This window comes from Pseudochrobactrum lubricantis (assembly GCF_041929865.1).
GTDB lineage: Bacteria > Pseudomonadota > Alphaproteobacteria > Rhizobiales > Rhizobiaceae > Pseudochrobactrum > Pseudochrobactrum saccharolyticum.
This window is the reverse complement of sequence record NZ_JBHEEE010000003.1, coordinates 115,843-135,721: the sequence shown is the minus strand read 5'-3', so window position 1 is coordinate 135,721 and position 19,879 is coordinate 115,843. Positions and strand designations below refer to the sequence as shown.

The 19,879-nt window shown below is 51.5% G+C and carries 18 protein-coding genes; 7 read left to right on the top strand and 11 right to left on the bottom strand.

Annotated features, from left to right (window positions below; translation table 11 throughout):
- Positions 1-181: 181 nt before the first annotated feature.
- Positions 182-2,869, bottom strand: a complete 2,688-nt coding sequence (topA, locus tag JNC80_RS07795) for a type I DNA topoisomerase (protein ID WP_376709986.1) — start codon at positions 2,867-2,869, stop codon at positions 182-184.
- A gap of 285 nt (positions 2,870-3,154) precedes the next feature.
- Here topA and JNC80_RS07790 point away from each other — a divergent pair, with 285 nt between their 5' ends.
- Positions 3,155-3,334: a hypothetical protein gene (locus tag JNC80_RS07790; RefSeq protein WP_022712310.1), complete on the top strand. Its 180-nt coding sequence runs from the start codon at positions 3,155-3,157 to the stop codon at positions 3,332-3,334.
- A 3-nt stretch (positions 3,335-3,337) separates the two neighbouring features.
- On the opposite strand, the gene dprA is transcribed toward JNC80_RS07790, so the two are convergent.
- From dprA to JNC80_RS07770, 4 genes are all read right to left on the bottom strand, one after another.
- On the bottom strand, positions 3,338-4,525 hold the full coding sequence (dprA, locus tag JNC80_RS07785; RefSeq protein ID WP_376710128.1) for a DNA-processing protein DprA: 1,188 nt from the start codon (positions 4,523-4,525) through the stop codon (positions 3,338-3,340).
- A 3-nt stretch (positions 4,526-4,528) separates the two neighbouring features.
- Positions 4,529-5,140 (bottom strand): glycerol-3-phosphate 1-O-acyltransferase PlsY, encoded by a 612-nt coding sequence (plsY, locus tag JNC80_RS07780; RefSeq protein ID WP_116088018.1) that lies wholly within the window; start codon positions 5,138-5,140, stop codon positions 4,529-4,531.
- A gap of 75 nt (positions 5,141-5,215) precedes the next feature.
- Positions 5,216-6,502: a dihydroorotase gene (locus JNC80_RS07775; RefSeq protein ID WP_376709985.1), complete on the bottom strand. Its 1,287-nt coding sequence runs from the start codon at positions 6,500-6,502 to the stop codon at positions 5,216-5,218.
- Positions 6,502-7,476 carry an aspartate carbamoyltransferase catalytic subunit gene (locus JNC80_RS07770; RefSeq protein WP_028233959.1) on the bottom strand — a complete coding sequence of 325 codons (975 nt, stop codon included), beginning with the start codon at positions 7,474-7,476 and terminating at the stop codon, positions 6,502-6,504. The genes JNC80_RS07775 and JNC80_RS07770 overlap by 1 nt, the downstream gene beginning before the upstream one ends.
- Positions 7,477-7,694: 218 nt before the next feature.
- Here JNC80_RS07770 and JNC80_RS07765 point away from each other — a divergent pair, with 218 nt between their 5' ends.
- The gene (locus tag JNC80_RS07765; RefSeq protein ID WP_376709984.1) at positions 7,695-9,437 is read left to right on the top strand and encodes an acyl-CoA dehydrogenase family protein; all 1,743 of its coding nucleotides are present in this window, start codon (positions 7,695-7,697) and stop codon (positions 9,435-9,437) included.
- A gap of 30 nt (positions 9,438-9,467) precedes the next feature.
- Here the strand turns inward: JNC80_RS07765 and ruvX are convergent, their stop codons facing one another.
- The gene (gene ruvX / locus JNC80_RS07760; protein WP_225687854.1) at positions 9,468-9,953 is read right to left on the bottom strand and encodes a Holliday junction resolvase RuvX; all 486 of its coding nucleotides are present in this window, start codon (positions 9,951-9,953) and stop codon (positions 9,468-9,470) included.
- 99 nt (positions 9,954-10,052) lie between these two features.
- On the opposite strand from ruvX, the gene JNC80_RS07755 reads away from it, so the two are divergent.
- Positions 10,053-10,766, top strand: coding sequence for a metal-dependent hydrolase (locus tag JNC80_RS07755; RefSeq protein ID WP_376709982.1), 714 nt, complete (start codon positions 10,053-10,055; stop codon positions 10,764-10,766).
- Positions 10,767-10,816: 50 nt separating this feature from the next.
- On the opposite strand, the gene JNC80_RS07750 is transcribed toward JNC80_RS07755, so the two are convergent.
- The 3 genes from JNC80_RS07750 to JNC80_RS07740 all read right to left on the bottom strand — a co-directional run bounded on the left by JNC80_RS07750 (position 10,817) and on the right by JNC80_RS07740 (position 12,334).
- Entirely contained in the window at positions 10,817-11,296 is a 480-nt protein-coding gene (locus JNC80_RS07750; RefSeq protein ID WP_075655308.1) for a hypothetical protein, read from the bottom strand.
- 75 nt (positions 11,297-11,371) lie between these two features.
- Positions 11,372-11,857: a hypothetical protein gene (locus JNC80_RS07745; RefSeq protein ID WP_376709981.1), complete on the bottom strand. Its 486-nt coding sequence runs from the start codon at positions 11,855-11,857 to the stop codon at positions 11,372-11,374.
- A 12-nt stretch (positions 11,858-11,869) separates the two neighbouring features.
- Entirely contained in the window at positions 11,870-12,334 is a 465-nt protein-coding gene (locus tag JNC80_RS07740) for a hypothetical protein (protein ID WP_376709980.1), read from the bottom strand.
- A gap of 278 nt (positions 12,335-12,612) precedes the next feature.
- Between JNC80_RS07740 and gatC the strand changes: the two genes are divergently transcribed.
- The 4 genes from gatC (at position 12,613) to JNC80_RS07720 (ending at position 16,312) form a co-directional block, all read left to right on the top strand.
- Complete coding sequence (gene gatC / locus JNC80_RS07735) at positions 12,613-12,900, top strand: Asp-tRNA(Asn)/Glu-tRNA(Gln) amidotransferase subunit GatC (RefSeq protein WP_022712301.1); 288 nt, start codon at positions 12,613-12,615, stop codon at positions 12,898-12,900.
- 126 nt (positions 12,901-13,026) lie between these two features.
- On the top strand, positions 13,027-14,508 hold the full coding sequence (gene gatA / locus JNC80_RS07730; protein WP_376709979.1) for an Asp-tRNA(Asn)/Glu-tRNA(Gln) amidotransferase subunit GatA: 1,482 nt from the start codon (positions 13,027-13,029) through the stop codon (positions 14,506-14,508).
- 6 nt (positions 14,509-14,514) lie between these two features.
- Positions 14,515-14,988 (top strand): GNAT family N-acetyltransferase, encoded by a 474-nt coding sequence (locus tag JNC80_RS07725; protein ID WP_376709978.1) that lies wholly within the window; start codon positions 14,515-14,517, stop codon positions 14,986-14,988.
- Positions 14,989-15,052: 64 nt separating this feature from the next.
- The gene (locus tag JNC80_RS07720; RefSeq protein ID WP_376709977.1) at positions 15,053-16,312 is read left to right on the top strand and encodes a Y-family DNA polymerase; all 1,260 of its coding nucleotides are present in this window, start codon (positions 15,053-15,055) and stop codon (positions 16,310-16,312) included.
- 344 nt (positions 16,313-16,656) lie between these two features.
- On the opposite strand, the gene JNC80_RS07715 is transcribed toward JNC80_RS07720, so the two are convergent.
- Together JNC80_RS07715 and parE are read right to left on the bottom strand one after the other, a co-directional pair.
- On the bottom strand, positions 16,657-16,953 hold the full coding sequence (locus JNC80_RS07715) for a hypothetical protein (RefSeq protein ID WP_376709976.1): 297 nt from the start codon (positions 16,951-16,953) through the stop codon (positions 16,657-16,659).
- 309 nt (positions 16,954-17,262) lie between these two features.
- Positions 17,263-19,494 carry a DNA topoisomerase IV subunit B gene (gene parE / locus JNC80_RS07710; RefSeq protein ID WP_376709975.1) on the bottom strand — a complete coding sequence of 744 codons (2,232 nt, stop codon included), beginning with the start codon at positions 19,492-19,494 and terminating at the stop codon, positions 17,263-17,265.
- Positions 19,495-19,879: the final 385 nt, after the last annotated feature.

Sequence of the window (19,879 nt, the reverse complement as noted above, 5' to 3'; positions counted from 1 at the left end):
GATGAAGGGTCTATTCTGCGAGCCAATCCGGTCATCCTTAATATTTACTTTTCATAAAGTCCTGAAAACTCTTTAAAGCATTTCAGCACAGAATGGAAACATTTGCTGTGCCTGCGCTGATGCAAATAAAAAGGGCACCATAGTAACTATGGTGCCCTCTGTTTTACGTGCTTTGTGCTGCTTATTCAGCCGCATCCGCTTTTTTAGGTTTAGCGGCTGCTTTAGTCGCAGTCTTTTTAGCTGCCGGCTTTTTGGCTGCTGCCTTTTTCACCGGTTTGGCTTCATCATCCGCAGCCTTGGCTTTGGTTGTCTTCTTCGGAGCTGCCGCTTTTTTCGGTGCGGCTTTCTTCGTGGTCTTCTTGGCAGAGCCGGCTTTCGCTGTAATCAGCTCCAGCGCTTCTTCCATTGTCACCGTTGCCGGATCTTTGCCCTTTGGCAGTGTGGCATTGACCTTACCCCAATTAACATAAGGGCCGTAGCGACCGTCACGCACAGTAATGGAGCCGCCATCCGGATGATCGCCGAGTGTGGCAAGCGCAGCCGGTGTTGCGCGGGTGCGACCGCCTTTAGCCGCTTTCTCCGCCAGCACAGTCACAGCGCGGTTGATGCCGATCTCAAACACATCCTCAATGCTGTCGACATTGGCGAAAGCGCCGTCATGGGCAATATAAGGGCCGTAACGGCCGAGGCTTGCGGTGATCATCTTGCCGCTTTCCGGATGCGGACCCACATCGCGCGGCAGATTGATAAGCTGCAAAGCTTTTTCCAGATCAAGTTCAGCCAGTGACCAGCCTTTTGGCAGGCTGGAACGCTTGGCTTCCTTGCCTTCACCGCGCTGGATATACGGGCCGAAACGGCCGGTACGCGCAGTGATATCTTCACCGGTTGCCGGATCCTGACCAAGTACTTTTGGTTCATCAGATGCAGCTGCTGCATCACCTTCGCCTTCACCACCAAGCTGACGGGTGAATTTGCACTCCGGATAGTTGGAACAGCCGACGAAAGCACCGTATTTGCCGAGCTTCAGCGAGAGATTGCCGGTGCCGCAGGTCGGGCAGATACGTGGATCCATGCCATCGCCGCGATCAGGGAAGGCAAGGGCGGAAAGCTGCTCATTGAGCGCATCCAGCACATTGGTAACGCGCAGTTCTTTGGTGCTGTCGACATTGCCGGAGAAATCCTGCCAGAAGTCGCGCAGCACGTCTTTCCATGCCAGTTTGCCATCGGAAATCAGATCGAGCTTTTCTTCCAGCGCAGCGGTGAAATCATATTCCACATAGCGCTCAAAGAAGCTTTCAAGGAATGCGGTGACCAGACGGCCTTTGGCCTGCGGGATCAGCTTGCGCTTATCCATCGTGACATAATCGCGGTCACCCAGAGTTTTCAGCGTTGCCGCATAAGTCGACGGGCGGCCGATGCCGAGCTCTTCCATGCGCTTGATGAGCGATGCTTCGGAGTAGCGCGGAGGCGGTTCAGTCGAATGCTGGGTTGCGTCGATTTTCTCGCGCTTCAGCACCTCACCGGCATTGATCTGTGGCAGACGCGCACTGTCCTCGTCTTCATCTTCTTCTTCGCGGTGATCAGTATAGGCCGCGAGAAAGCCGTTGAAGCGGACAACCGAACCATTGGCACGCAATACAGCCGAACGGGCGCCGTTTTTAGCTTCAATATCAACGACTGTGCGCTCAATATCAGCAGGCTGCATCTGACTGGCGATAGCGCGTTTCCAGATCAGCTCATAAAGGCGAGCCTGATCTTCATCGAGATATTTGCGTACTTCTTTCGGATGACGGCTGAAATCGGTCGGACGCACCGCTTCGTGCGCTTCCTGAGCGTTTTTCGCTTTTGTGGAATAGTAACGCGGCTTTTCCGGCACATAATTATCGCCGAATGTCTGGCCGATTGCTTTACGCGCTGCGGAAATCGCTTCCGGCGCCATCTGCACACCGTCAGTACGCATATAGGTAATCAGACCGGTGGTTTCACCGCCAAGCTCAATACCTTCATAGAGGCGCTGTGCAACCTGCATGGTGCGCGATGCGGAGAAGCCGAGCTGACCGCTGGCGGCCTGCTGCAAGGTGGAAGTGGTGAATGGCGGGCCCGGATTACGTTTGGTCGGCTTGGCATCAACGCTCATGACATTGAAGGCCGCGCCTTCCAGCATGGTGCGGATGGCACTTGCCTGCTCTTCATTTTTAATATCGAGCTTGCCGAGTTTCTTGCCGTCAACAACAGTCAGGCGGGCAGTGAAATTATCGCTGCGCGGTGTCTGGAGCAGGGCGGCAATATTCCAGTATTCTTCACGGATGAAGCGTTCAATCTCGGTTTCACGGTCGCAAACGAGGCGCAGTGCCACCGACTGCACGCGGCCAGCCGAGCGCGAACCCGGCAATTTGCGCCACAGAACCGGCGACAGTGTGAAGCCTACCAGATAGTCGAGCGCACGGCGTGCCAGATAGGCATCCACCAGCGGCACGTCGATTTCACGCGGATTGGCCATGGCTTCGAGCACGGCATTTTTTGTAATGGCGTTGAACACCACGCGCTTGACCGGCTTGGAGCCGAGCACTTTTTTAGCGCGCAGCACATCCAGAACGTGCCATGAAATAGCTTCCCCTTCGCGATCAGGGTCAGTTGCCAGAATCAGTTCGTCGCTTTCCTTGACCGCTTTGGCGATCTCGGAAAGGCGCTTGGAAGAGGCCGCATCGACCTCCCAGCTCATGGCAAAATCTTCATCAGGACGAACAGAGCCGTCTTTTGCAGGCAAATCGCGGACATGACCGAAAGAGGCCAGAACCTTATAGCCTGAGCCTAGATATTTATTGATTGTTTTGGCCTTGGCGGGCGATTCAACGACAACGACATTCATATTGCGGGTCCAGATTAACGTACACAGCCGGATATGCCCGGATTGCGCCAGTGTTGATAATCATCAGGCTGGCAGGATATTTGTCATTCAAATGAACAGCGAAATCAGATTGGTCAAGAGCAAGCCACTGTTTTTTACGCAAAACAACGACAGGTTGACATTGTTTATTTTGTAATCATAGGTTGATTTCAGGCATTGTACATATCAAATTTGTCTGTTCCGGTTGCAATAGAATGACATTTTATTTGGTACTTTAATTTATATATTTAGGCTTAAGGCGGGCTCATGAAGGCAGATAAAGAGAAGTCCTATCATGAAATCATTTATGTTCATGATAAGCTACTGGAATTACGTCATATTGCTCAGTCCAACCACTATCCGATGCTGGCTTATTTCATCGAAATGGCATGGGTTGAGGCATCAGATGTTTTGCGCAGCCAGTCAGGCCGGATGACGAAAAACTGATTATTATGAGGGCAAAAGCGCAACCAGACCATTGTCGCTGCGTTGCAACTGCCCCGCGAGATCAAGCTCCAGCAATGCCAGATGCACGGCAGAGGCGCTGAGACCTGTGTGGCGGATAATCACATCCGCTGAAACGGGGGTGTTGCTGAGAGCGTTGCGGATACGCTCATAATCATTTTGTGCCGGAACAGGGTTTTTACCGGTATCGAAACCGATACTTGCCGGTTGTTTCATCAAAATCTGTGCTGTGTCTTGATTGAACAATGCTCCGGCCTGCATCGGCGCTGTATCTTTTGTGCGCAGCATCGGCTCCAGAGCATCCCAAATATCCTGTGCTTCGGTGAGCATGATAGCGCCGTTCTTGAGCAGAGAATTGGCACCATTCGCACGCGGATCAAGCGGTGAACCCGGTACAGCAAAAACCAGCCTGCCTATTTCTGCAGCCAGTCGTGCGCTGATGAGCGAACCGGAACGCTGTGCCGCTTCAATCACCGCAAGCCCGAGCGACAGACCGGCGATGATGCGGTTGCGGCGCGGAAAATCCTGCGCGCGCGGAACCCAGCCCATCGGCATTTCAGTAATAATGACCCCGCCATTATCAATGATCTGGTCGAGCAGCGGAATATTTTCCGGCGGATAGGGACGGTCAAGCCCGCCTGCCAGAACGGCAATCGTACCTGTCTCAAGGCTGGCTTTGTGCGCCGCCGTATCAATGCCTCGCGCAAAGCCGGAAACGATGGCGCAGCCGGATTGCCCGAGATCACGAACCAGCTGGCTTGTGAAGGCACAGGCCGTGGCAGAAGCATTTCGTGCGCCGACAATCGCCACCGGCGGTTTGCTGAACAGCGTTGTATCTCCAAGCACAGTTACCAGTGGCGGAGGATTGAGGATTTGTCTGAGATAGGACGGATATTCGGGCTCGCCCATGCCGATAAGTTTGGCACCGGAGCGTTCTATCGCTTCCAGTTCCTGTTCGGCTTCATCAATTGTATGAATACGCAGCGGGCGTTTGGCTGTGGAGCGCACCAGTTGCGGCAGGTGCTCAAGTGCGGCAGCAGCGCTGCCGCAATAGGCGATCAGATCGCGAAAACTGGCAGGCCCGACATTATCGCTGCGGATCAGCCGCAACCAGTTGAGTCTCTGCTGATCTGAGAGACGAATTCCTTTTGACTGCGAACCCGTCTCTGCGATCATTTATTTTGATCCTATTTTGGTTTCTGTGCCGCTCAGTAACCGTTCAATATTTGCACGGTGCTTGATAAAAATTATCAGCGTCAGAACTGCAAAGAGCAGCGCTGTTTTCGTTAGTCCGAGATAGAGAATGGAAAGCGGAACAATGATACAGGCGATCAGCGCTGAGAGCGAAGAATAGCGTGTGAGAAGCGCGATAACGATCCATACAGCTGCAAAAACCAGTGCACCCGGCCATGCCAGCCCCAGCAGAATACCGAGATAAGTGGCAACGCCTTTGCCGCCTTTAAATCCAAGCCAGACCGGAAAGAGGTGGCCGAGAAATGCGCCAAGCCCTGCGGCCAAGGCATAGTCGCGGCCGAAATAGGCCGCAACCAGTACGGCGATCGTGCCTTTGAGCATATCGCAGAGCAGGGTAGCAGCGGCAATTTTCTTATTGCCGGTGCGCAACACATTGGTTGCGCCGATATTGCCGGAACCGATGGAGCGCACATCGCCCAGACCTGCCATGCGGGTGAGCAGCAAACCAAAGGGGATTGAACCGAGCAGATAGCCAAAGACCAGCGCTGCAAAAATGCCAGCCGCGCTGCCGGTGATAATCAGTGGTTCAAGCATGAAGTCCCCTCAGAGTGATTTGTCCGCGCAACCGGACAGCAGAAATTAGGCATAAAATCCGCACCAAAACAATATTTATAATGCGAAGACTGTTTTGCCGCTGACCACGGTACGGATCGCGCGACCCTGAAATTTAGCATCTTCAAAAGAGCTGTTTTTCGAGAGTGAGTGCAATTCTTCAGCCTTTACGACCCATGGTTCATAAAGATCAACCACGGCGAAATCAGCTTTTGCACCAACTTTCAGAGTGCCTGCATCCAGACCATAGAGTTTGGCCGGAGCGGTGGAAAGCACTTCGATCAGACGCAAGAGGCTCAATGAGTCATTGTGATAGAGACGCAGCGCTGCACCCAGCAGGGTTTCCAGTCCGATTGCACCGGCTTCCGCATCGGCAAATGGCAGACGTTTGGTATCAACATCCTGCGGATTATGCGCGGAGACGATCACATCAATCGTGCCGTTGCGCACGGCTTCAATCATCGCCTGACGGTCATCTTCATTGCGCAGCGGCGGCGAAAGACGGAAGAATGTACGATATTCGCCGATATCATTTTCATTCAGCGATAAATGATTGATCGAAACAGCAGCGCTGACTTTTGCATTGGTTTCTTTAGCGCGGCGCAGCACCTGAGCCGACATATCGCAGGAAATTTGCGCAGCGTGATAATTGCCGCCGGTCATGCTTGCTAAGCGCAGGTCACGTTCCAGCGGAATGACTTCTGCTTCGCGCGGCGCACCGGAAAGGCCGAGCCAGCTGGCATAAAGCCCGCTATTCATCGCACCGCCACCGAGATAAGGGTCGATTGTCTCATGGGCAATCACCGCACCGAAATCCTTGGCATAGGTCAGCGCACGGCGCAGCAGCAGCGTATTGGCCAGTGATTTGCGGCCTTCGGTAAAGGCAACCGCACCGGCTTCACGCAGCAGGCCCATTTCGGTCATTTCCTCACCCAGCAAACCTCGGGTGATGGCCGCAGCCGGATGCACATTGACAATGGCGGTGTCGCGGGCAGTCCGCTTGACGAATTCGACCAGTGCCACATTGTCAATCACCGGATCAGTATCCGGCATCATAATCATAGAGGTTACGCCACCGGCAGCAGCAGCCTGACTGGCCGAGGCAATAGTTTCGCGGTGTTCTGTGCCTGGCTCACCGATGAAAACGCGGCTGTCGACCAGACCCGGGATCAGCACATTGCCGTTGAGGTCGATAATTTCCGCGCCTTCCGGCGTGCCCTGATTATTGGCATCGGCACCGCTGGCGACGATAATGCCGTCCTGAACGATCAGCGTGCCGGTTTCATCGAGATTGCGCGAAGGATCAATGATGCGGGCATTGGTGTAAACTGTAGTGCTCATCATCAGGCTCCAACACCGTTAAAATTTTCAGGATTTCGTCGCGGGTCAAGCAAAGCTTCCATCACGGCCATGCGTACGGCAACACCCATTTCCACCTGTTGCTGGATCACGCTTTGCGGGCCGTCAGCAATATCCGAGGCAATCTCTACACCACGGTTCATCGGGCCCGGATGCATTACCAAAGCGTCCGGCTTGGCATATTTGAGCTTTTCTTTATCCAGCCCGTAGAAGTGGAAATATTCACGCACGGATGGCACAAAAGAGCCGCTCATGCGCTCGCGCTGCAGGCGCAGCATCATCACCACATCAGCGTCTTTCAGACCCTCTTTCATGGAGTTGAACACTTCAACGCCCATTTGTTCAATGCCGGATGGCAGCAGGGTGGATGGTGCAATCACCCGTACCCGCGCGCCCAGCGCATTGAGCAGCAGAATATTGGAGCGGGCAACGCGTGAATGCAGGACATCACCGCAGATTGCCACGATCAGACGACCGACTTTGCCTTTAGCGCGGCGGATGGTCAGCGCATCGAGCAGGGCCTGTGTCGGATGTTCATGGGCACCGTCACCGGCATTGACCACCGAGCAGCCGACTTTCTGCGCCAGAAGTGCCGCAGCACCGGCAGAAGCGTGACGGATAACCAGAATATCCGGTTGCATGGCATTGAGCGTCATCGCCGTATCAATCAGCGTTTCACCCTTTTTAACCGACGAGCTGCCGACCGACATGTTCATCACATCGGCACCGAGGCGCTTACCGGCCAGTTCAAAGGAAGATTGGGTACGGGTGGAGTTTTCAAAGAAAAGATTAATCTGCGTACGACCGCTTAGGATTGTTTTCTTTTTTTCCGGCTGACGGGAGACAGCAACTTCACTGTCGGCCAGATCCAGCAATGTGGTAATATCGAGAGGAGAAAGACCTTTAATCCCGAGCAAATGGCGGTGGGGAAAAAGAGGCGCGGGAGATTGTTCTGTCATCACAGCTATTCCCATATAATGTTTGCAGAGAAACTTGTTTGCGGCCTTATATATGCTTTTGCGGCTTTGTCGAATAAACAGTGTGGAGAAAAACGGATTATTGAGGGGATATTTATAATTTTGCCGCAAACAATACCGCAAGGCGGATATTAGAGATTCGTGTATAGATTTTAAATACTAAAACCGGCGGCTGAAATCTCCGGCTAAATGGATGGAATATGTCGGTTAACACTCCTGCAGACGTTTCTGAAGTAACTAATCAGGCGCCGCAGCGCACCAATTATGCGCCGGATACGTCTCCATATTCCGTGACCAGAAATCTCAACGGACAGGCTGCTCCGCAATATAATGCCTATCTGAGTGATCCGCTGCTGCTGCAATGTGCAGCGCGTTTTCCGGAAAACCTGCAAAAAGAGCTCGAACAGACCGGCCGTTTTGTTTTATCTGCCGATGCGCAGGAAATGGCGCGCCTTGCCAATTCCGAAGTGCCGCGCCTGCAAACCCATGACCGTCAGGGTAACCGCATTGATCAGGTGGAATATCATCCGGCCTATCATGCTTTGATGCGCCGTTCCGTTGCGCATGGCCTGCACTCATCCATCTGGGAAAACAGCCCGCAACAATCTCCGGAAGCAGGGCGCCGCCATCAGGCGCGTGCAACACGTTTTTATCTGACTGCACAGCTTGAATGCGGCCATCTTTGCCCGCTGACTATGACAAGCGCATCACTTGCAGTGCTGATGACCTCTCCGGCGCTTTATGATGAATGGTCGCCGCGCATTCTCACCCGCAAATATGACTCGTCCAACAAGCCGCCGGTTAAGAAAGCCAGTCTGACGCTTGGTATGGGCATGACAGAAAAGCAGGGCGGCACTGATGTGCGTGCCAATACCACCCGTGCCGATCATGCGGGTAATGGCGTCTATCGTCTCAACGGCCATAAATGGTTTATGTCCGCGCCGATGTCCGATGCTTTCATGGTGCTGGCGCAGGCCAATGGACAGGCTGCCGGTGACAATAAGTCCGGCCTGTCCTGTTTCCTTGTGCCACGTTTATTGTCGGATGGCAGCGGCAACGGCTTCCGATTCCAACGTTTGAAAGACAAACTCGGCAACCGCTCCAATGCATCTTCCGAAGTGCAGTTTGAAAATGCACTCGGCCAGATGGTTGGAGAACAGGGGCAGGGTGTGAGGACTATTATTGATATGGTGACACTGACCCGTCTGGATTGTGCAGTGGCCTCCGCCGGTCTGATGCGCGCCGGTATGAGTGAAGCTGTTCATCATGCCCGTCACAGAAGTGTCGGCGGTGTGCCGCTGATCAATCAGCCGCTGATGCAGCGTGTTCTGGCGGATATGTCACTGGATGTGGCGGCTGCAACTGCTCTGTCACTGCGCCTTGCCCGTGCTTTTGACATGGCGGCCAATGACCGTATGGAGGCTGCTTTTGCCCGTGTTATGACACCGGTCGTCAAATATTGGGTGGCGAAAATCGCACCGGCGCTGCTTTATGAAGCAATGGAATGTCTCGGCGGCAATGGTTATGTCGAAGAAAATCCGCTGGCGCGGCTTTATCGTGAAGCTCCGGTCAATGCGATTTGGGAAGGTTCCGGCAATGTAATGGCGCTGGATATTGTGCGTGTTCTCCACCGCGCACCGCGTTTGTTTGACGATGTGCTGGAATGGATTGGCACGCAGCTTGGCCGTCGCGGTCAGGGGACTGTTGCCGTATTGCGGGCTGCGATGCAGGTGACCATGACCGATGAAGGTGCTGCGCGGATGCTCACCGAGCAAATGGCGCTGGCCGCCAGTGCCGCCTGCCTGAAAGAACTCGGTGCGGATGATATCGGCGATGCCTTTATCGAAACCCGTCTTGGTGGTCAGTGGCGCACAACCTATGGCATGATTGATGCCCGCCATGACGCATTAGGCATTATCAACGCACTCTATCCGCAGGAATAAGCTGCAACCGGCTTATTGACGGAGGGCTGACTAATCCTGCTCACTGTCACGGCGCAGCATATGTAGCCGGTCAAGTGCACCCTGCAAAATGAACGAGGCAGCAGCGGAATCAATCCGCTCTGCGCGTTTGGCGCGGGAAACATCCATACCGATCAAAGCGCGCTCTGCCGCAACCGTTGAAAGCCGCTCATCCCAATAGATAAACGGAATATCGGTGAGCTTTTCCATATTGCGCACAAATGCGCGGGTGGCCTGCACGCGCGGGCCTTCTGTGCCGTCCATATTGACCGGCAGGCCGATAACCACGGCTGAAATCTTTTCTTTTTGCAGCAGTTCCAGCAGTTCCTGCGCATCCAGTGTGAATTTGCGTCGTTTAAGAACAGGGCGCGGATGGGAGAAGGAAAGTCCGAGATCAGAGACAGCGATGCCGATGGTTTTGGTACCCAGATCAAGACCGGCAACCAGCTGACCATAGCTCAGGCTTGCCGCAAGCTCTTCAATTGTTGATACAGCCATATCTCGTTTCCTGATCCGGTAATGTCATACTATATTGCAAAGACAGCGCAGTGCATTCTAACTGTGCCTATAACAATATGCATCGGCAAAGGGAATATCATGAAAATCACCTGGCTCGGCCATTCTGCTTTCCGCGTTGAAACTTCGCAGGCGGTCATTCTGATCGACCCTTTCATCAGTCAGAGCCCGACCGGCTCAGGCTTGGATTTTGCTGAAGTGACCAAAGGCGTGACGCATATTGCCCTGACCCATGGCCATGGCGATCATGTTGGCGACACCATCCGCATTGCAAAGGAGACGGGTGCAACGGTTATCGCCAATGCTGATCTTTGTGACTGGCTGGAGCATCGTGGTGTCGCGAAAGTCGATCCGACGAATACCGGCGGTACAGTCTTTCACAACGGATTTTCTGTAACATTCGTCAATGCGCTGCATTCTTCCGCAAGTTTGACGGAAGACGGTATTTCCCATTCGCTTGGTAATGCCAATGGCTTGGTGTTCCATTTTGATGATGAGGGCGCACCGGTGCTTTATCATATGGGGGATACGGATATTTTCTCCGATATGGCGCTGATTAATGAGCTGCATCAGCCGGAGATTGCTCTGGTGCCGGTCGGTGACCGCTTTACAATGGGCGGTGCAGTGGCCGCATTGGCCTGTCAGCGTTATTTCCCCGCGCTCAAAACAGCCATCCCTTGTCATTTCGGCACATTCGGTCTGCTGGATGCAACCGCAGATGATTTTGTACACGGTATGGAAAAGATCTCAACGGAAGTTAAGGTTCTGGAAGTCGGCGGCAGTTTGACAGTTTGATAGCAAATACTCCCCATTTATCAAGTTAATGGGGAGCTTGATCATTGATGTTAAGATGGATTTTCAATATAAAAACTAACAGCCCAGACAGATTCAACGTCATAATCTATGTCGTTGCTAAGAAATACACCAAGATCAGATGTGTAGCATAAATTAAATTTGTTATTATTTATTGTAGTTGAAATTTTAAAAATTGTTGCGCTTTTTCTCTTAATGATAAATTTCGTTGCGAGTGCCGGCGTAACATTCGTAACCAATCCAACATCAATACTGCCGCCTGGGGTTGCTGTTGCAGCGAGTGCTTGTATAAAGCCTTCATACTTCGGACTGTAAAATACTGATGTAAACTCGTTTGTAGCTGTTATGTCTGTAATATTATTTGAATTTGTGTAGTCAATTGTGCTGTAATCCAGTGTTGGATTTGTGGTTAATTTGTATCCGCTGTATACTGGATCCGTAATTGGATTTGTTGTATCTGTAACTATATTTGGATTGTTGTATGAAAATGGTTTGAAGCTAAATAAAAACATCTTACATCCTTTCAAATGTTGCGTTTTTATTTTGGCATATTTAAAAAATATTATTAGCTGTTATTTTTTTCAGTGCTAGTCATGTTGCGGGTATATATCTATGAGCCAGATTTTTTCATTTGGATAAAGAGGGCTTTTAGAAAAATAAACTTTATCCTCTGCTGCATGATAGGATAAGACGTATGTGTTTGGGTAATCAATTGCTGGGTCACTGTTTGCTGTGTGTACGTAAATATAGCATGTACTTATATTAATCATATTGATGTAAAGTTTTGAAAGTATAGATGGTTCGACTGTATTTTCTGCAACGGCAATTATTGCTCCGTATGCATCTAAGGCAGGTTTAAAATATAAAAATGAATTTTCTCCAGGATTGTAGTGCAAGGATGGAGTTCCTGTAATTTCATTGTTTATAATTGACTGAGTTGATGTGAAGGATATCGATTTTTGATCTTTTGTTTTTGCTACAGTTAAATAATATCCGCCAAAAAATGGTCTATCTGTATTTACAGAAAGGTATTTATTTGGATATGACATTGGACGTATACTAAATATTAACATAAGTTGCCTCTCCTAATAATGATTTATAATCCATAAATATTTATCATCATTGATGTAATTTAAAAAATTTATCTCATTGTTTAAGTTGTTGAAATATAAATAATATTTTATATTTTCTTTTGTTGTGTGTATCGTGTAGTAATTGTCTGTTGTTTTTGTGATGTGAAATTTCGGTGCTGTTTGTGGGGTGAGGGCGCGGTTGATTGCAGCTGGAGCATGGTTATTGTTATTTCCTAAGGCGAGAAAACCGTTGCTATCTGCATGATAAAATAAGGAGGCATCAAAGCTCTCCGGAGCTGGATGGTCGTTTCGCGGACGACGTGCAGAGTGAGTAAATAAAGTGTGGCTGCTAAGTATTTCGGAAGAATTTGGTATTGGAGCTAATATAAGTGAGAATACATTATCATTCTCAATGAGTGCTTGTGCCTTTAAGTGAAAATCTTTTGCATTTTTAGGGCTTAGAGTGAACAAGAACATACCGCTTCCTCGGGAAGAATTTATTTTCAATGATATTAAATTACATTTTCAGATGTATCGCCTGATTTATTTGACAGGTTTCACTCCTCTTTTCTGAGGTGAGCTAAGCTGGCGCAGGGGGATGAATTTGCATCATGGTGTGTGCTTTAATGCATCACCAATATTGCACTTGAGCGGGTGCAGGGTTATAGCCGGAATAAGAGAAATTCCTTGCGGGCTGCATTCATGCCGGACGACCGGCAGCGATCACCGCATTTTCGCATTTATCGGAGAACGACATGTCCGTCGATTTAACTACAGTCAAGCGCGTTGCGCATCTTGCCCGTATTGCGGTCAATGAAGAACAAGCCGAGAAAATGACCGGTGAACTCAATGTTATTCTGGGCTTTGTGCAATCGCTCGACAGTGTGAATGTCGATGGCGTGGAGCCGATGACCTCAGTTATTCCGACTGCAATGCGCCTGCGTGAAGACAAGGTGTCTGACGGCAATATCGCTTCGGAAATCGTATCTAATGCACCAATCACGGAAGAAAACTTCTTTATGGTGCCAAAAGTTATCGAATAATCCCCGCCCTGATCCATCCGACTGCTGTTTCCTGTTTCAATATGAGCTGTAACTGCTCCCGACGCGAAGTCCGGTTTTTGAAACGGTGCGGACAGCACATGAAAAGCCCTGAACAGGATTGATAGAATGACTGATTTAACCGCACTCACCATTGCCGAGGCGCGTGACAAGCTGAAGGCCAAAGCCTTTACCGCAACTGAACTGGCCGATGCCTATCTCAAGGCGATTGATGAAGCGAATGGCGCGATCAACGCCTATGTCAGCGTTACCCATGATAAAGCCCGTTCGATGGCCAAGGCTTCGGATGAATGTCTGGCAAAAGGCGAGGCCGGTGCGCTGGAAGGTATTCCGCTGGGCGTAAAAGACCTGTTCGCGACCAAAGGCGATCATACGCAGGCCTGTTCGCATATTCTCGATGGCTTCAAACCGGATTATGAATCGACTGTTACTGCCAATCTCTGGGCAGACGGTGCGGTTATGCTCGGCAAGCTGAATATGGACGAGTTCGCAATGGGCTCATCCAATGAAACATCTTATTACGGTCCTGTGGTCAGCCCTTGGCGCGCAGAAGGCTCGGAAGAGAAGCTGGTTCCGGGCGGTTCTTCCGGTGGTTCTGCTGCGGCTGTGGCTGCACGTCTTTGCGCCGGTGCAACCGCAACCGACACCGGTGGTTCGATCCGTCAGCCTGCGGCTTTCACCGGTACTGTTGGTATCAAGCCGACTTATGGTCGTGTTTCCCGCTGGGGCACAATTGCTTTCGCATCTTCGCTCGATCAGGCAGGCCCGATTGCCCGTGATGTGCGTGACAGCGCAATTCTGCTGAAATCAATGGCGTCTGTTGATCTGAAAGACACGACTTCTGTCGATCTGCCGGTTCCTGATTATGAAGCAGCGCTTGGCAAATCCGTAAAAGGCATGAAAATCGGTATTCCGCGCGAATATCGCATTGATGGTATGCCTGCGGAGATCGAAAAGCTCTGGGCGCAGGGCGTTCAGTGGCTGAAAGATGCCGGTGCGGAAGTTGTTGACATTTCTCTGCCGCATACCGAGCAGGCACTGGCTGTTTATTACATTGTGGCACCGGCTGAAGCATCGTCGAACCTCGCACGTTATGACGGCGTTCGTTACGGCCTGCGTGTACCGGGTAAAGACATTGTTGAAATGTACGAAAACACCCGTGCAGAAGGTTTCGGCAAGGAAGTCAAACGCCGCATCATGATTGGCACTTATGTGCTGTCAGCCGGTTATTATGACGCCTATTACGTCAAGGCGCAGAAAATCCGCACGCTGATTAAGAAAGATTTTGAAGATGTGTTTGCTGCCGGTGTGGATGCAATCCTGACACCCGCAACGCCATCTGCTGCCTTCAAGCTGGGCGACAAGGAACTGGCCGCTGATCCGGTGAAAATGTATCTCAATGATATCTTCACCGTTACTGTGAACATGGCTGGCCTGCCGGGTATTTCCGTGCCTGCCGGTCTGTCCGAAAATGGTCTGCCGCTCGGTCTCCAGCTGATTGGTCGTCCGTTTGAGGAAGAAGCACTGTTTCAGGCAGCTCATGTGATTGAGCAGGCTGCAGGCCAGTTCGCGCCTAAACGCTGGTGGTAACACCGCATGCAGCTCCGGCAGGCAACAAACGCTGATCTGGCGATGATTGCCCGTATCGGAGCTGATGCATGGGCGTCCCACATATTCAGTCATGAAACAGAAGAGCCGGATCAGCGCAGACGCGCTGAACTGGCTTTTTTGCATTCAGCACAGGATTATCTGGATTATATTCTCGTCGCTGAACAGGATGGCGTGATTTGCGGCTGGGGCGCACGCGATACCAATCAGAATTATATATCTGATATCTGGGTGGATCCGGCGCATCACGGGCAGGGCATCGGCACATTGCTGGTTGATGCGCTGCTGGCACAAATTGTTATGCTCGGATTTCAGACTGCGGAAATCGGCACCCATGCACGCAATTTACCTGCAATAAAGCTTTATGAGAAATGCGGCTTTCGAATTATCCGCCGCTATGAAGAATGGTCAGCCAGTCTGGCGCGGGTTGTGGAAAAGGTGAAAATGCAGGCTGATCTGTAATTCAGGCTTGCCAAAATCATTTAATGTTCCTATTTTGTTCTGTAATAGTTGCGGAACAAAACCCATGCGTAAACCTGATCTGCCGGAGCGGCTTTATCTCGATTTTGACAGTTTTTTTGCCAGTGCCGAGCAGCAGATGAATCCTGCTTTGCAGGGCAGGCCGGTGGGCGTTGTGCCTCATGCCAGCGAATTTACCGGCCTGATTGCGGCCAGCAAAGAGGCCAAGAAACTTGGTCTGAAAACCGGCACATCGGTGCGTGAGGCGCGGGCAATCTGCCCTGAGATTGCGATTGTGGAAGCGCGGCCGGATGAATATGTCAAACTTCATCACAAAATACTGGATATTATTGATACGGTGCTGCCGATAGGCAGCGTGCGCTCAATTGACGAATTGGTTTGCCGCTTGCTGCCGTCGGAGTCCCGACAGGCAGAAGCTCTGGGACTGGCGATTAAAGCGGCGCTGCGTGAGAAACTAGGCTCGGCACTGACTTGTTCTATTGGCGTTGCCCCCAATGAGCTACTGGCCAAAATTGCTGCGGAAATCGACAAGCCGGATGGGTTGGTGATTGTGCGGCCGGAAGATATTCCTCATCGTTTTTTAGGGCTGAAATTGCGTGACCTTCCGGGCATTGCCGCCGGTGTGGAAGCGCGCCTGCTGCGCTCCGGTATTACGACGGTTGAAGAGATCTGGAAGATCAGCCCGAAACAAGGACGGGCGATCTGGAATAGCGTTGAGGGGGAGCGGTTCATCGCCGGATTACATGGCTATGCGGTGGAGAAACAGGAAACGCATCGCCGTATGTTCGGCCATGGCCGTGTGCTGCCACGGGACTGGCGTCAGCCGGATAAGATACTGCAATGCGCGCGGCTGCTCTGTATGAGTGCCTCGCGCCGTTTGCGTAAAGAACATTATCGCGCCGGTGCTCTGGTCTATGGCTGGCGGATCAAGGGGCAGGAATCCGTCTCGGTTGAAGGTGTGTTCCCGCCGTCACGGGACGATCATTGTTTTCTCACCTGTCTCTCGCAGTTGCACCGGCGATTGCTCATGCACCCGTCGTTTCGCAAGGCGGATTTCCGGCAGGTCAAGAATGTGCATATTTATCTGCATCATCTGTCCGGTGAGGTGGTCGACTGTCACGACTTGTTTGATGAGCCGCAAGACAAGCAGCGTCAGCAGCGCTGGGAACAGGTTTCAGATACGCTTGACCGCGTGCGCAAGCAATTCGGCTCGGATGTTCTGAGCCTCGGGCCATCTATTGCCCCCGGCTCTTATATTGGCGGTAAGATCGCTTTTGGCCGTATTCCTGATCTGGATGATTATTGATCTGCTTTGATGCAGACTGCTTAAACGCAGTCAGATGGGGCAGGTTCCGGTTGAAAAAGAATGTCGGCGTGACCTGAGAGTGCCTCAAAATACGGCATAGTATATGTCTGCCTGAGGCGTTCCATAGACATAAAATGACCGGTATTGCCGTTGGATCGTTTGTGTCCGCGCTGCACCGTAACTTCAACCGGAGCATCAACCAGAATGATGATGTCTAATGCAGTGCTTATCGGTTCATGAAGAAGATAAATACCATCGCATAACACAATGGACGGAGCGTTTTCAGGCAGAGCAATATTGTAATGCCCGTCCAGATCGCCAGTTTTCCCGTTCCATGCGCGATTTTAGCTGTAATGTCCGTGCGCTCTTAATGCGTGGATGGCAGCTATTATATCATCATAGGCATACCAGTTCTGGGGATTTTCAGTAAAAGCGATATGCTCTGTTATGCCCGAAGTATAGGCCCTATCAATACTAGCCTGACGGTCAGCATGGCTGTGTGAAGAGAAGCGGTCACAGCTCAGATGTACAATATTGAAACCTGATAGTGCTGTGAGCTGCCGGCATAAGGTGGTTTTTCCGGCTCCTGCTAATCCGCATATTCCGGCAATTACAATATTTTTATTGGCCGCTTCAGACACAAGTTGCTGCCGGATTTCATCAATTGTCCGGATTGTGACTTTCGCGTCGCACATCAGCGGCTCCGGTTGAACGGTCTTGGCAATTCTGATCAGAATATATTGCCAGAGTTGGAGCGCATCCCCAAAAATGTGAAGCGCCTATGCAGGGAAATCAGTTCGCCGGACTGACTTCTTGTCCTGTTTCGGCCGGAACAAGATGCGCGTAAAAGCACAACAATAGAGCGGTTCTGACGATTCAATATTAACGGGAACCGCCCCGGATGTCTGATATCATCGCTAATGTACAAGGCGAAGCCTTGGGTCAAAGCCTTAAATATCCAGCTCCTGAACGAATTCAGCATTTTCCTGAATGAAGCGGAAGCGGGCTTCCGGCTTGGTGCCCATCAGGTCATCTACTGTAGATTTGGTCGAGCCGTTTTCATCTTCCACCAGATCCACACGTAGCAAAGTACGTTTCTTCGGATCCATGGTCGTTTCTTTAAGCTGGTCGGCACGCATTTCGCCAAGACCCTTAAAGCGGCCGATTTCGATCTTGCCTTTGCCGGTAAACACGGTGCGCATCAACTCATCTTTATGCGCATCATCGCGGGCATAAGCAACTTTACCACCTTGGCTGAGGCGGTAAAGCGGTGGCACTGCAAGATAGAGATGCCCGCCGGTAATCAGCTGCGGCATTTCCTGATAGAAGAAAGTGATGAGCAGCGATGCAATATGCGCACCATCGACGTCAGCATCGGTCATGATGATGATGCGGTCATAACGCAGATCATCTTCACGATAATTCTTGCGCGTGCCACAGCCGAGTGCCTGCACCAGATCGCCGATCTGCTGGTTGGCTGTCAGCTTGTCACGTCCGGCACTGGCCACGTTGAGGATTTTACCGCGCAGCGGCAAGATCGCCTGATTGGTACGGTTACGCGCCTGTTTTGCAGAACCGCCCGCCGAGTCACCCTCAACGATAAACAATTCCGCACCGGCAGCCGAATTCTGCGAGCAGTCAGCCAGTTTGCCCGGCAGACGCAGTTTTCGTGTTGCAGTCTTGCGGGTTGTTTCTTTTTCCTGACGGCGGCGCAGACGCTCTTCCGCACGCTCAACCACCCAGTCGAGGAGTTTTGAGGCTTCCTGCGGGGAGGCTGCCAGCCAGTGGTCGAACGGATCGCGGATCGCATTTTCCACGATACGCTGCGCTTCAACTGTTGCCAGCTTGTCTTTAGTCTGACCGACAAATTCCGGTTCGCGGATGAAGACCGACATCATACCGGCGGCAGAAATCATCACGTCATCAGTGGTAATCACCGAAGCGCGTTTATTATTGGTCAGTTCCGCATAGGCTTTCAGACCGCGTGTCAGCGCCAGACGCAGACCCGCTTCATGCGTACCGCCTTCGCCGGTCGGAATGGTGTTACAATAGGAGTGGACGAAACTGTCGCCGCCATACCATGCAATCGCCCATTCAACGGCACCGTGACCGCCTTGTTTTTCGGTCTTGCCGGAGAAAATCTCTCTGGTGACCATAAATTCTTTGCCGAGCGAGGCGGCGAGGAAGTCCTTCAGACCACCTGGAAAATGGAAAACAGCTTTTTCCGGAATGCCTTTTTTCGGATCGAGCAAAGACGGGTCGCAGGACCAGCGAATTTCAACACCACCAAACAGATAGGCTTTGGAGCGCGCCATACGATAAAGGCGCTCAGGATCAAACTTCGCGTTTTTACCGAAAATATCCGGATCGGGGTGGAAACGCACACGCGTACCGCGGCGGTTATGCACTTCTCCCAGTTCTTCCAGATCGCCCAGCGGCAAGCCACGCGAAAAACGCAAACGATAGAGACGGCGGGCACGCGCCACTTCCACTTCCAGCAAGTCGGACAGTGCATTGACCACGGAAACACCAACGCCGTGCAGACCGCCGGAGGTTTCATAGGCCTTGCCGTCAAATTTACCGCCCGCATGAAGCTTGGTCATAATCACTTCAAGTGTGGATTTGCCCGGCACCTGCGGGTGAATCTCAACCGGAATACCGCGGCCATTATCACTAACGGTCAGGAAGCCTTCTGCATCGAGATTAACATCAATGAAATTGGCATGACCGGCAACAGCTTCGTCCATCGCATTGTCGATGACTTCAGCAAACAAGTGGTGCAGTGCTTTTTCGTCGGTACCGCCGATATACATGCCCGGACGCAAACGTACCGGTTCCAGCCCTTCAAGAACACGAATGGCGGAGGCGTTATAATCGCTGCCATCGGAACTTGCCGGAGCAGAACGGAGTTCCGCGACAGGTGCAGAAGTCGGAGCGGGGCGAAGCTCTGCGACAGGTTTTGAATCAGCGGGACGAAGCTGTGCGACTGGTTTTGGAGCAGGCTCAGTGACAGCAGGTTTGGCAGGAGCAGGGCGCAACTCTGCTGCCGGCTTTGCGACAGGTGCAGGCTCAAGAGGGGACGAAACAGTTTCGGCAACACTGACCGGAGATTCAGACTGTATCGCCTGACGTCCGCGTGCATTGCTGAGAATATTCGAAAAAAGATCGTCGCTATTATCCATGTGAAATGGCTGGCCTGTTCGTTCAAATAGATACGGAGCATTTTGCTGCTGAAAGAATGCTTCAGCTTCGCATAAATGCGGGAAAACAAAGTTACGAAACGGATTTTCTGTTTCAGGAAAACCAGAACCGCTTCGGAATTACGGAAAATCGAATCACAGATAGTTTGGCATGTTTATATCGCTAAAGCGATAAAGGTTCTCTTTACGTTCCTGTTTAAATGCCGGTAATCCTGACTTTTCCGCAGATTTATTTTGTTTGAACAATTATATCGGAATTGTCAAATCATGCCGCAACCAATCCGCGACAGCATAGCGGGCTCTGTGTCCTTATGGTGACGGTTTGGCACAATCAGACAAGGGGCGGGAGAGAGTGGTTGCTTAAACA